The 12,657-nt window shown below is 71.7% G+C and carries 11 protein-coding genes; 2 read left to right on the top strand and 9 right to left on the bottom strand.

Annotated features, from left to right (window positions below; all coding sequences use genetic code 11):
* Positions 1 to 177 precede the first annotated feature (177 nt).
* Positions 178 to 1,140: an IS481 family transposase gene (locus GJ743_RS07585; protein WP_328288913.1), complete on the bottom strand. Its 963-nt coding sequence runs from the start codon at positions 1,138 to 1,140 to the stop codon at positions 178 to 180.
* Positions 1,141 to 1,903: 763 nt separating this feature from the next.
* Positions 1,904 to 3,100 carry a DNA polymerase IV gene (gene dinB / locus GJ743_RS07575; RefSeq protein WP_155051293.1) on the bottom strand — a complete coding sequence of 399 codons (1,197 nt, stop codon included), beginning with the start codon at positions 3,098 to 3,100 and terminating at the stop codon, positions 1,904 to 1,906.
* A gap of 204 nt (positions 3,101 to 3,304) precedes the next feature.
* Here dinB and GJ743_RS07570 point away from each other — a divergent pair, with 204 nt between their 5' ends.
* Positions 3,305 to 3,754: a hypothetical protein gene (locus tag GJ743_RS07570; RefSeq protein ID WP_155051292.1), complete on the top strand. Its 450-nt coding sequence runs from the start codon at positions 3,305 to 3,307 to the stop codon at positions 3,752 to 3,754.
* A gap of 70 nt (positions 3,755 to 3,824) precedes the next feature.
* Here the strand turns inward: GJ743_RS07570 and GJ743_RS07565 are convergent, their stop codons facing one another.
* The 6 genes from GJ743_RS07565 to GJ743_RS07540 all read right to left on the bottom strand — a co-directional run bounded on the left by GJ743_RS07565 (position 3,825) and on the right by GJ743_RS07540 (position 10,162).
* Positions 3,825 to 4,313, bottom strand: coding sequence for a hypothetical protein (locus tag GJ743_RS07565; RefSeq protein ID WP_155051291.1), 489 nt, complete (start codon positions 4,311 to 4,313; stop codon positions 3,825 to 3,827).
* Between the two features lie 59 nt (positions 4,314 to 4,372).
* A complete protein-coding gene (locus GJ743_RS07560) occupies positions 4,373 to 5,818 on the bottom strand; it encodes an MFS transporter (protein WP_155051290.1) in 1,446 nt (481 codons plus the stop codon).
* A 96-nt stretch (positions 5,819 to 5,914) separates the two neighbouring features.
* On the bottom strand, positions 5,915 to 7,255 hold the full coding sequence (locus tag GJ743_RS07555) for a M20/M25/M40 family metallo-hydrolase (RefSeq protein ID WP_155051289.1): 1,341 nt from the start codon (positions 7,253 to 7,255) through the stop codon (positions 5,915 to 5,917).
* A 38-nt stretch (positions 7,256 to 7,293) separates the two neighbouring features.
* Positions 7,294 to 8,754 (bottom strand): flotillin family protein, encoded by a 1,461-nt coding sequence (locus GJ743_RS07550; protein ID WP_155051288.1) that lies wholly within the window; start codon positions 8,752 to 8,754, stop codon positions 7,294 to 7,296.
* 90 nt (positions 8,755 to 8,844) lie between these two features.
* Positions 8,845 to 9,321, bottom strand: a complete 477-nt coding sequence (locus GJ743_RS07545) for an NfeD family protein (protein WP_328288912.1) — start codon at positions 9,319 to 9,321, stop codon at positions 8,845 to 8,847.
* Between the two features lie 88 nt (positions 9,322 to 9,409).
* The gene (locus tag GJ743_RS07540) at positions 9,410 to 10,162 is read right to left on the bottom strand and encodes a hypothetical protein (protein WP_155051287.1); all 753 of its coding nucleotides are present in this window, start codon (positions 10,160 to 10,162) and stop codon (positions 9,410 to 9,412) included.
* 135 nt (positions 10,163 to 10,297) lie between these two features.
* Between GJ743_RS07540 and GJ743_RS07535 the strand changes: the two genes are divergently transcribed.
* Complete coding sequence (locus GJ743_RS07535) at positions 10,298 to 12,037, top strand: bifunctional 3'-5' exonuclease/DNA polymerase (protein WP_328288911.1); 1,740 nt, start codon at positions 10,298 to 10,300, stop codon at positions 12,035 to 12,037.
* Here GJ743_RS07535 and GJ743_RS07530 read toward each other — a convergent pair.
* The gene (locus GJ743_RS07530; RefSeq protein ID WP_155051286.1) at positions 12,016 to 12,621 is read right to left on the bottom strand and encodes a PadR family transcriptional regulator; all 606 of its coding nucleotides are present in this window, start codon (positions 12,619 to 12,621) and stop codon (positions 12,016 to 12,018) included. The genes GJ743_RS07535 and GJ743_RS07530 overlap by 22 nt on opposite strands.
* Between the last annotated feature and the right edge of the window lie 36 nt (positions 12,622 to 12,657).

Below are 12,657 nucleotides of genomic sequence, written 5' to 3'. Positions count from 1 at the left end.
CCAACTCTAGGGCCCACCCGCGGGATCTGCTTCCAGATCAGCAGCGACTAGGTCTGCCAACGCGTTCAGGTCTTCTACGAGACCGACGGCGTCATGTTCTTCGACGACGGAGGCGACCCCATCGCCGGGCTAGAAGCGCTTGTATCGCCGCGACAAGCGAAGGCGGCTCAGGCCGAGCTAGTTGTAGTTCGCCGTGAGGTTGTGAACGCGGCCTGCTGGGGTTGATCCACCGATTCCGGTGTGGGGTCGGTGGTGATTGTAGTGATGGAGCCAGGCGTCGTAGGTTGCGGCCCTGGCTTCGTCGCTGCGGTAGGTCGCTGCGTAGGCCCACTCGGCGGCCAGGGTGCGGTTGAAGCGCTCCACCGTCCCGTTGGTCTGCGGTCGGTACGGGCGGGTCCGGTAATGGTCGAGGTTCCCGAGCGCGGTCTTGAAGAGCTTGGATCGGTAGCAGGAGCCGTTGTCGGTCATGACCGCAGTGACGGTAATGCCGGCGTCGGCGAAGAATGCGTTCGCGCGGTTCCAGAACGCGGCAGCCGTTTCCTTGCGCTCGTCGGCGAGGATCTCGGAGTACGCCAGTCGCGAATAGTCGTCGACGGCGTGGTGCAGGTAGGAGTAGCCGAGTCCCTGCTTCTTGTTGTTGCGGTTGCCCACGGTGCGGCCGAGCATGCGGTGCCCGCCGCCGTTGGGAATGCGGCCGAGCTTCTTGATATCCACGTGCACCAGCTCGCCCGGGACTTGCTTCTCGTACCGAACGGCGCGGACCCGTCGCGCCGGCAGCCCTGTGGTCTGATCCAGGTGCGCCAGTAGCGGCATCCGGTACCGGTGCAGCACGCGCCATACCTGGGACGGGTGCAGGCCGAGTCGGTACGCGATCCGATGCGGGCCCCACCGTCGGGTGAACCGCAGCGCGATGATCCGTCGTTCGGTGCGCCGCTCGAGCCGGGTCGGGGTGTGCTTGGGTCGCGAGGGCCGGTCCGTCATCGGTAGGCCGGCCCGGCAGCGGTCGGCCCACTTCTTCGCCGTGGCCCGAGAGACCTGGTGCCGTTCAGCCGCGCGGGCGAGCGGCCAGCCGTCGTCGACGACGGTCTTGGCAAGCCGAAGCCGCCCCTTCGGTGTCAAATGAGCGTTAGCGTGAGTCACGAAGACCTCCGGTGGCCGATGCGAGTGTGGTAACCCACATCGTCCCGGAGGTCTTCGCTACATCACGCCACGTTCACAACGTCCGGGGGAACTACAGCTAGGCAGGATCATTATTGGTGGGCTGATGATGCGGGACCCCCGAGCGGTATTTCACCCCTTCGTAGCCCTCTTCGTCAAAGCGCCTTCGCCACTTGTTGTGGACCTGCCGGCTGATGCCGTAGGAGCGGTAGGTCGCGCGGCGAAAATTCCGCTGACTTCGTCGACGTGACGCAGCACCGCGAGCTTGTGCTTCGCTCGTTGCTCGAGCTCTCGTTGTGACATGGATCCTTCCTCCGAATGGGAAGACCGAACTGTCAGCAACCTCCATCAATTTTCGATCTAGCGCACGGGGCATGGAGCGGGTGTGCACTGCTACTCCTGCTCATAGCGGCAGTGCACAAGAGCGTTCGGCGTGCACATGGGGAGGGTGATCGCGATCTGAGATGAGTGGATGAGGACTTGATCCGCGCGCGTTTATCCAGCACCCCTTGATCCAAGGCGTTTCGAAAGCGGCCGCGATCAACGGGTAGCATCGGAGCTCGACAGCGACGGTCGCGGCGAAAGGAATTCCTGATTGGGCTGAGATTATTCGAGGTGTCGCGGCTTGCGCCGAGACAGCAGAGTCGCGCCGGGCTGATCCATCGGTCACGGGTTCAAGTCCCGTCCGCCCTACCTCGACATGGCGTGCTCTGCGCGTGGGATCGGCTGCGGACGCCCGTCGTCGTCACTCGTGTTCGGGCAGCAGCGGCGCCGACCACCCCGGATCGCGGCCGAGTTGCGCCGCACGTGCGACGGATGCCGCGCCGAAGCGATCGCGTACGGCGTCGAGCACCGTGTCGAGGCGCGCTCCGTCTTCCCAGTCGATCGGCAATTCCGGCTGGAGGCGGTCGCCGCGGGCCAGGTGCGAGAACGAGACGCCGATCAGGGTGATGCCGCGCTCGGCGATCTCGGGCATGGCGGCGGCGAGCAGTTCACGCGCGATGGCGAGCAGGACCGCGGTGCGGTCGGTCGCGGAGCGGAGGGTGCGGGATCGAGTGGCCTTCGCGAAGTCGCCGTAGCGGAGCCGCAGTACGACCGTTCGGCACCCGCGATCGCCGTCGCGGAGACGACGGGCGAGTCGGTCGACGACCTGGGTGAGGATGAGGTCGAGCTCGTCGGCCGTGCGGGGGCGGTTGCCGAGCGCGCGTTGCGAGCCGATGGAACCGCGGCGGTGCGTGGTGTCGACCGGGCGAGGGTCGCGGAGCCGTGCCAGCGCATGCAGGTGCGCGCCCGTCGCCCTGCCCAGCAGTCGCTCGGCGGTCGCGGATTCGAGTTCCGCCAGTTGTCCGACGGTGCGGATGCCGAGGCGGTGCAGCTTCTCCGCGGTGACCGCGCCGACGCCCCACAACCGTTCCACGGGCAGGGGGAGCAGGAACGCCGACTCCCGCTCGGGTTCGACCATCAGGAGCCCATCGGGCTTGCTGACCGCGCTGGCGACCTTGGCGAGGAACTTCGTCCGTGCGATGCCGACCGAGATGGCCAACCCGACCTCCGCGCGGACCCGCCCACGCAAACGCACCGCGATCTGCTCGGGCGTGCCGGCGATGCGTCGGAGGCCTCCGACCTCGAGGAACGCCTCGTCGATCGAGAGCCCCTCGACGAACGGCGTCGTGTCGCGGAAGATCGCGAACACGGCTCGACTGGCCTCCGAGTACGCGTCCATCCGCGGCGGGACGACGACCGCATCCGGGCAGAGGTCCCGTGCCTGCCGGCCGCCCATCGCGGTGCGAACCCCGCGGGCCTTCGCCTCGTAGCTCGCCGCGAGCACGACGCCACCGCCGACGATGACCGGCCGGCCGCGCAACTCGGGCGCGTCTCGCTGCTCGACCGAGGCGTAGAACGCGTCGAGATCGGCGTGCAGCACCGTCGCCTCGCCCCGCATCCCGCCCTCCCGCACTCCCGCCGAACGTCCGTCACGCGGATCGTCGCACGCACCGACGACACGGGATGCGTCGTCGCAACGACGAGGAACGACGAATCAGCTGCGAAATCACACCAGAACTGGGGGAGGCTCATGGTTGACGAGGAACCAAAGGCCTGAGTACATCTGGTACGTAAAGCCTCATGGCCACGGGAGGATCACCTCATGCCGAAGATGCGCCGGACGACCCAGCACCCCTCGCTGCTGCCCGGATGGACGATCGAGTTCGGCGACGACGGGCGCACGATGACGGTGATCGCGCCGGAGGGCGTGCGCCTGACCGGCGACATCCTCCGCGGCATCGGATGGGCCGACGCGGTCGACGCCGCAGGCATGAACGCGCCCGAGATCGACGCGCACTGGCTGGCCGAGTTCACGTCCGAGCGGCCGCTGCGGCGTCCTCGTGGTGGGTCCGCGGAGTTCGACGCCGAGGTGGCGCGCCTCTATCGCAAGGCGGTACTGGCGGGCCTGACGCCGCGCGAGGCCATCGCGGCGTTGCACGGGGTGGATGCGCAGACGGCGGGCAAGTGGATCACCGAGGCCAAGCGCAACGGCGTCATCGGTTCGCTCACCGAGGAGCGTTCACTCGCGCTGCGCGAGCTCGGAGAGGGCTGAGCCGAACTGAGCGCCCGACGACGTCGATCACTTCGCCGAGCCGGGGCATCGGCGAAGGACCGTCCTGCCCTCAGGATGGGCGAGCCGCGGCATCCGCCCCTCGGATGAGTGCGCGCACGAACGCGACGACCGCCGCGATGATGCCGACCGCGGAACCGACGATCGCGAGGATGAGGAGCGTCCGCACGGCGATCTCCCACGGGAAGGTCGAGGCGCCGAAGTCGAAGGGGAAGACCGCCCACAGCTGGATCGTGGCGACGAGGCCGACGCTGGTCGTCGCCAGGTCGCCGAGCGCCTTCAGCCACGCCCGGTCGAAGACGAGGTTGATGAGGTTGACGACAACGCCGGTCGCGAGGGAGGCGTTGATCCAGGGAAGCACGTCGACGGTCTCCTCGGTGAGGAAGGGGAGGACCTGCCACCCCGGCCAGACGTTGCCCAGGTAGAGCAGGAGCAGGTTGACGAACGCCGCGACCGCGAAGCCGAATCGTCGCGCCGCGGGGCTGAGCGGCTCGCGCCGTCGTGGCGCACGCCGCTGGATCTCGGGCGGGTCCGAAGTCATGTGTCCCAGCATCCCCGTCGTCGGCATCGCGCACAGGGGCGAACGACCTTCGTGCCGGTTCAGCGGACCGCGGCCGCCTCCACCTCCGGAGCGTCCGAGAACGCCAGCTTCGGCACGAAGGCGAGCACGACCGCCGCGACGGCAGCGGTCAGTCCGCAGACGAGCCAGACGGTCACGTACCCGGCGAAACTGCCGGCGGTGCCTGTCGCGGCCTCGCCCGCCGCACCGAGCAGCGCGATGCCGAACACGCACGACGCGATCGCCCCGCCGACGGTCTTCACCGAGTTCGTGAGGCCGGTCGCGACGCCGGTCTGCTGGGACGGCGCTGCGGCAGCGGCTGCCGCCGGGAGCGCCGCTACCAGCGCCCCCGAGCCGATGCCCGCGATGATCATGTTCGTGAGCGCCTGCCAGTACGCGTCATGGAACGGCAGGAAGAGCAGGTAGCCGACCGAGACCAGCGCGCTCGCCCCGATGAGCGCGACGCGGGGCGACAGCCAGCGCGTGACGAACGGGAACAGCATCGCGCCGATCACGAGCGAGAGCACGTACGAGCCGATCAGCAGGGAGGTCTGGAAGCTCGTCGCGCCGAGGCCGTAGCCGTAGGTCGCGGCATCCGTCCTGGCGAACGTCGAGAGCGGCGCCTGCGCGCCGAGCACGCTGACGCCGAAGAGGCCGGCGGTGAGGAAGACGGGCCACAGCGTCGGCGACCGGAACATGCGCACGTCGATGAGGGGGTCGGGATGCCGCAGCTCATAGCGCACGAACGGCACGACGAGCAGCACGCCGAGCGCCACGAGCGCCCACGACAGGACGTCGGCGGGGCCGTTCAGGCGCATGAAGCTCAGGCCGCCGGTGAGCGCGATGAGCGCGAGGGAGATGAGGACGAGGCCGCCGGTGTCGAGTGTGCCGCCCGTGAGGTCGGGCGACTCCTTCACGCCGAACAGGATCACGAAGAAGCACGCGATCACGGCGACCGCGGGCACCAGGAGCAGCACGTGCATCGGCAGCGCCTCGGCGAGGGCGCCCGCCGAGAGCGCGCCGGCGATCGCGCCGAGCTCGAGCGCCGCGACGAGGAGCCCCGCCGCCCGTCGCGTCATCGCCGCGGGCCGGTCGGCCGAACGGCTCCGCGACCAGACGAGCGCGATCTCGAGGGGGAGCCAGACCACGTAGAACCCCTGCAGCGCCCACGCGACGAGGAACACCCAGAAGACGTCGGTGAACGCGAGCGCCGTCGACGCGACGGCCGTGATCGCGGTCGACCAGACCAGCATCCGCTTGTGCCCGACCATGTCGCCGAGCTTCGCGAACGCCGGCACCACGAGCGCGGAGAGCATGAGCTGCGAGCCCTCGAGCCAGTTCACGTCGGCGTCGTGCACGCCGAGGTGGCGCGCGATGTCGGTCAGCAGGGGCGTGTAGTAGCCCTGGATGATGCCGCTCGTGAACTCCACGAAGGCGAGGAAGCCGACGATCGCGGCGACGGGTCCGAGTTTCGCAGCGCGCTTCATCGCAGGTCCTTCGGGTGGGTGGAGCGGGGGAGGGTGGTGCCGGCGGAGTCCGTGGTCCGGATCCGAGGGTGGATTCACCCTAATGGGTCGGATGTCTCATTCCGGCAACGAACGGATCAGCGCGCGGTGGAACCGCTCGCCCCGTTCGAGGCTGTCGATGCTCACGCGCTCATCGACCCCGTGGATCGAGGCGCGCTGGCTCGCTGTCATCGCGAGCGGTGCGAACCGGTAGACCGCGGGCGCGAACCGGTGGAAGTGGCGCGAGTCGGTCGCCGCCATCATCAGGTACGGCGCCGTGATCGCCTCGGGGTACGAGACCCCGACCGCGTCGGCGATCGCGCGGAACTGCGGGGCATCGACCGGCGACTCGGGCGAGGGGTCGTCGCCCTCGAGCACGTCGACGGCGACATGGCGGTCGCGGATGACGCGGCGCAGGCGCCGGACGACGGAGGCCACGTCCTCGCCGATCGCCACGCGGAGGTTGATCGTCGCCGACGCCTCGGCAGGCAGCACGTTCGCCGCCGAACCACCGTCGAGCATCGTCGGCGCGACCGTGGTCTGCACGAGCGCGGCGGGCTCGCCGCCGAGCCGCGCGAACACGCGCGCGGTGAGCCAGGGGAACGCGGTCAGCACGCGGAGGAGCAGCCGAGCACCGCCGCGCGTGTGCGGCGCGAAGGTCTGGAGCATCGAGCGCATCGACCGCGGGATCCGCTTCGGGAACGGGTTGGGCGACAGTCGCGCGACGGCTCGGGCGACCCGGCCGGCCGCGGTCAGGCGCGGCGGCGCCGACGCGTGGCCGCCCTCGCCGCGGGCGCTGAGCCGCACGGTCATGACGCCTTTCTCGCCGACGCCGACCATCGCCGCGGGCACCTTCAGGAACGGCAGCGGGGCGTCGACGACCGCGCCGCCCTCGTCGAGCACGAGCCACGGGATGACGCCTCGCTCGCGCAGCAGGTCGGCGGCGGCGATCGCGGCGCCGCCGTACGACTCCTCGTTGCCGCCGAACGAGAGGTAGACGTCGCGGGCCGGGACGAATCCCTCGGCGAGCAGGTTCTCGACGGCCTCGAGCAGCACCAGCAGCGGTCCCTTGTCGTCGAGCGTGCCGCGGCCCCACACCGATCCGTCGTGGATCCGGCCCTCGAACGGCGGGAACGTCCACCCGTGCGACGCGTCGGCGGGCACCACGTCGAAGTGGGCCATGAGCACGACCGGGTCGCCGTCGCCGCGGCCGCGCCAGTGGTAGATGAGGCCGAGGTCGGTGACGCGCTCGAGCGCGAGGTGCTCGTGCACGAGCGGATAGAGCTCGGTGAGCAGCTCGCGGAACCGGTCGAAGTCCTCGAGTCCGCGCTCGTCGAGCTCGGCGGAGACCGTCTCGAGCCGGATCATGCGCGCGAGCCGCTCGGGGGCGCCGGCGCGCACGACGGGGGAGTGGGACATGCGTCCCACTCTAGGGTGCCGTGCGCGCCGGGCCCGGCTCAGCTCGCGTTCTGCTTCGCGCCGTCGTGACCGGCCACGATGGCCCCGCCGGCGAGTCCGGCGAGGATCGAGCCGACATCCAGGCCCGTGAGCGACTTGACGACCTCGGTGCCCTCGCCGAGCACCTGGCCGACGGTCTTCGTCATGGCCGACGCGCCGTCGGTCGAAACGACGGTGAGCGTGTCGATGTTGGCGATCGGCTCGGCGGCGGCACGGACGATCTCGGGCAGCCGCGAGATGATCTCCTGAGCGAGGGCGGCCTCGCCGTACTTCTTGAGGGCCTCGGCCTTGGCGTCGGTGGCCGCCGCCTCGGCGACGCCCTCGGCCTGGATGGCGTCGGCGCGCGCCTCGCCCTCGGCGCGGATACCGGCAGCGAGTGCCACCTGGCGGTCGCGCTCGGCCTCACCGGCGAAGCGGACGGCGGTCGCTGCCGCTTCGGCGTCCTGTACGGCGGCGACCTTGTTCGCCTCGGCGATCTTCGTGCGCTTGAACGCCTCGGCTTCGGTGCTCGCGTTCGCGGCGTCGCGCTTCGCGGTCGCGCGCTGCACCTCGGCGTAGGCCTCGGCCTCCGCGGGCTTGCGGATCTCGATGTCGAGTCGCTCCTGCGTGACGAGCGCCTGCTCGGAGAGCGCGTCGCGCTCCTCGACGGCGACGAGCTTGTCCTGCTCGGCCTTCGCGAGCTGGCCGGCTGCTTCGGCCTCGGCGTTCGCGCGGTCGGTCTCGGCCTTGATCGTGGCCTGCTTGAGGCTCAGGGCCTTCTGCCGCTCGGCGATCTGCTCGGCCGCCTCGATGCGCGCGAACTCGCTCGCACGCGCGGCCTCGGCCTCGCTGACCTCGGCGACCTGTCGGGCGCGAGCGGCCTCGGCGCGCCCGAGGTTGGCGAGGTAGTCGCTGCCCGGCGTCGAGATGTCGCTGATGTTCAGCAGGTCGACCTGGAGGCCCTGCTCGGCGAGATCGGCCTTGGTCTCGGCGACGACGCGGTCGGAAAGCGACTTGCGGTCGGAGATGATCTGCTCGATCGTCATGTCGCCCACGATCGACCGCAGCGAGCCCTCGAGCGATTCCGAGATGATCTCGGTCAGCAGGTCCTGCTGCGACAGGAAGCGCTGGGCCGCGCGACGCACGCCCTCCTCGGTGCCACTGACCTTGAAGTTGATCGACGCCTTGATCGCGATCTTGATGCGGTTGCGGTCGACGCCCTCGACCGTGATGCCGATCTGGCGGTGCTCGAGCGAGATCGGGAAGCCCTGCTGCAGGATCGGCCACACGAAGGTGCGCCCGCCGATCACGACGCGCTGGCCGGTGGACTCCGCCGAGGCGCGACCGCCGGCACGGCCGACGATGACGAGCGCCTCGTTCGGCGGCACGCGACGGATGCGCCCGGCGATGAAGCCGAGCAGTCCGAGGAACGCGACGACGATCGCGAGGATCGCGCCGATCTGGATGATCTCAGGGGTCATGGTTCTTCCGATTCGGGTCGATGGTGCGGGGTGCGGCGGTGCGGGGGTGATGGTGCGGGGTGACGGATGTCGCGGCGCGGCGCCCGAGGGTCAGGACTGGTCGGCGACGACCTTCACGCGGCTTCCCGCGTGGGCGATCACGCGGATGCGGGCGCCTTCGTCGATCGCCGCGTCGGCGTACGCCAGACGTCGTTCCATCTCGCCGGGGCCGTCGAGGCTCACCTCGCCGCCGGCGGGCGAGATCGATGCCGTCGCGACGCCCGTGAGGCCGACTGCGGACGCGGGCTCGCCGTCCGAGCTCCGCGCGAGCGAACGCACGGTGAGCACCGCGACGACGTACGCGGCGATCGCGAGCGCTCCGGCGACGACGTACGCCCACACCAGCTCGAGCCCGCTGCTCGCCGTGAGCGCGCCGGCGGCGCCGAACACGGTCATGCCGATGGCGAGTGCCGTGCCCGAGATCGCGCCGTCGCCGATCTCGAAGTGGTCGAGCACGTCGCCGATGACGAGCGAGATCAGCAGCAGGGCGAGGCCGAGGCCTCCGACGATGAGGAAGGGGAGCAGCACCAGGGGCCTCTCTGCACGACGATGTCTCCGCCCGGGTCAAGCGGAGACGGCTCTCACCCTATCGGCGGGGCGGCGCGGCGCGCCAGACTCACGACGCGGTCGCAGACCGCACGAGCAGCGCGTCGACGGCGGCGTCGCCCCGGATGTCGCGGAGGAGGCGCACCACCTCGTCGGCGACCGCCGGCGTGATGCCACGGCAGGGGATGCTGTACGGGCCGAGCGGCGCCAGCCCGCCACCGCGGATGCGGATGACCTCCCAGCCGACCTCGCGGAGCGCCTCGTCCTTCTCGACGTCGGAGCCCTCCTTCAGACCGCGGTGCGCGCGCCCGGAGCGACCCGGATCGTCGTACTCGATCGCGATGCGCAACTCGGCGACGAGGATGTCGGGCCAGACCTCCTGGCGGCCGTGGAACATGCGCGCGGTGCGCACGGCGTTCGCGCGGTGGTGGAGCCGGATCCGCTCGCCGAGCAGGACCCTGAGCCGCTGCTCGGTCATCGACGTGCCGACCCGCAGGCCGTGCTTCATGAAGGGCATGCCGGCCTCGCGGGCGGCACCCGGAGCGGCGGCGTTGGCGCGGCACTTCGCGCACCCGGTGCCGGTCAGCACCTCCATCACGCTCGCGCGGTACCGGTCGTGGCCGCGCACGCAGTTCCAGTCGTACTCGGCGCCGATGCGCGTCTCGGCGGCGAGTCGTCGACGCTGCGCGGGCGCCACGCGACCGAGCAGCTCACCGCGACTGCGCTGCGTCTCGTGCACGAGCATGCAGACGGGGCAGGCGCGGCGCAGCGAGACCGCCCCGGCGTCGTCGGCGTCGGCGCCGTGCCCGCACCCGAACCTCACCGCGACCATTCGACCCGCCGTCCTCGCATGACCCCATGCTCGCGGATGCCACCGACATGATCGGGCCGGCGGCGCGATGCCGCGGTCCGGGCGACGGCGGAGCCCGCTGTCGGCGGTCCGAGGCAGAATCGAGGCGTGCGGATCGCGATCGCGACGACGAGCGCGGGGCGCGTGGAGTTGCTCGACCCCGACGGCGGCCTGCACCTCGACTGCGACGCCGCCGAGCTGCCCGAGCGGGTCGCCCGGCTCGAGGCCGAGGCCGCACCGCGGTGGGTCTGGCGCGACACGCGCGAGTGGGCGCCACGCCTCCTCGGCGCAGGGGTTCGCGTGGCCCGATGCCACGACCTGCGCCTGTGCGGGGCGATTCTCGCCTCGTCGACCGCCGTCGCCGCGGGCGGCTCGATCGTGCGCGAGCGGCCGACGTGGTTGCCCGCCGGCCCCGCGGAGGGCGGGCTCGACCCGGCGGCGGCGCCCGCGCCATCCGTCGACCGCGGCCCCGCGCTGTTCGACTTCGAGCCGGCGCCCCGCGGCAAGGCGCACGGTTCGCCCTCCGTCGCCGACCTCGCGCGCGAGCACGACCGGCAGGTCGCCCTCGCCGCGGCATCCGATCGCCCGTCGTCGATGCGGCTGCTGCTCGCCGCCGAGTCCGCGGGTGCGCTCATCGCCGCCGAGCTCCACGCCGCGGGCCTGCCGTGGCGACGATCGGTGCACGAGCGCGTGCTCGAGGAATCGCTCGGGCCACGACGGCCGGTCGGCGGCAAGCCCGCGCGGATGGAGGAGCTCGCCGTGGCCGTCCGCCGCGAGCTCGAGGCACCCGCTCTGCGCCTCGACTCGCAGGCCGACCTGCTCCGCGCGCTGCGTGCGGCCGGCATCGGCGTCGACTCGACCGCGAAGTGGGAGCTGCGCGAGCACGAGCACCCGGCGGTCGCGCCGCTCCTGGCCTACAAGCGGCTCGCGCGGCTCCTGTCGGCGAACGGCTGGGCCTGGCTCGACGAGTGGGTGGTCGACGAGCGGTTCCGCGCGGACTACGTCGCGGGCGGAACGGCGACGGGGCGCTGGGCGACTTCCGGCGGCGGAGCACTGCAGCTGCCGAAGGCCGTGCGGGCCGCGGTGGTCGCCGACCCGGGGTGGAGCCTGGTCGTGGCGGATGCCTCGCAGCTCGAGCCGCGCGTCCTCGCCGCGCTCGCGCGCGACCCCGCGATGGCCGCGGCCGGGCGCGGGCGCGACATGTACCGCTCGATCGTCGATGCGGGCGTGGTCGCGACGCGTGACGAAGCCAAGGTCGCGCTCCTCGGCGCGATGTACGGTGCGACGACCGGCGACAGCGGCCGGCTCGTGCCGCAGCTCGCGCGCGCGTACCCGCGCGCCATGGCGCTCGTCGATCGCGCCGCTCGCGACGGCGAGGCGGGCCGCCAGGTGACGACGCTCCTCGGCCGTTCGTCGCCGCTGCCGCCGCCGTCGTGGCATGTCGCGCAGGCGGCGGCGTCGCAGCCCGACGCGACGGCCGTCGAGGAGCGCCGTGCCCGTTCATCCGCGCGCGAGTGGGGCCGCTTCACACGCAACTTCGTGGTGCAGGGCACGGCGGCCGAGTGGGCGCTCTGCTGGCTCGCGGGCGTGCGCACCCGGCTCGCCGCGATGGAGGCGGGCGGAACGCGGGCGGCGGCGTCCGGTCCGGTGTTCGAGCGCGCACCCCACCTCGTCTACTTCCTCCACGACGAGCTCATCGTGCACACGCCGGCCGATCAGGCCGATGCCGTCGCCGATGCGGTCCGCGCCGCCGCCGAGGAAGCCGGACGACTGCTCTTCGGCGACGCGCCCGTGGAGTTCCCGCTCGACCTCGCCGTGACCGGGAGCTACGCGTCGGTCGGCGCCTGAGCGGACGACGCCTGAGCGGTCCGCGACGGCCGGCGCCCGCGCTTCGGGCGCTCGGCGCTGGGTGCGAACGCCGCCGCGTCGAGGTCGGATGCCACGAGCTCCTCGAGCCACGCCAGCATCGCGTCGGCGCGGGCGTGCTCCGCCGAGGCCGCGCCGGCGGCGAGGCGAGCGCGGGCGTCCATCCCGGCATCCACCGTGGCATCCGCCGCCGCTCGCCGCCCGCTCCACCGCTCCCGCTCGGCCTCGATCACCGGGCCCGCCTCGATCGAGGGCATCGACACCGCGATGAGCACGCGGTCGACGCTCTCGTGCCACGGGTCCGTGCCCGCGCCGTCCTCCCCGCCGAGCCAGGCCTCACCCGCGGCCCGCCCGGCGCGCGTGAGCCGATGCAGGGGCAGTCCGTCATCGGTCGAGCCCGCGGGCTCCACGAGGCCCTGCGCGGTCAGCCGCTCGAGCGTCGAGTAGGTCTGCCCGACGTTCACCACGCGGCGGCCCCCGGTGCGCGCCGCGAGGTCGCCGTGCAGTTGGAAGCCGTAGGCGGGGCCGTTCATGAGCAGCACCAGCAGCGCATCGCGGACGGCCACATCGCCTCCTCGGTATCGGGGTGGAATCACTCACCG

The organism is Agromyces bracchium, assembly GCF_009709675.1.
GTDB lineage: Bacteria > Actinomycetota > Actinomycetes > Actinomycetales > Microbacteriaceae > Agromyces > Agromyces bracchium.
Note: the sequence above shows the minus strand (reverse complement) of the source record. Positions and strands in the feature narration are given on the sequence as shown.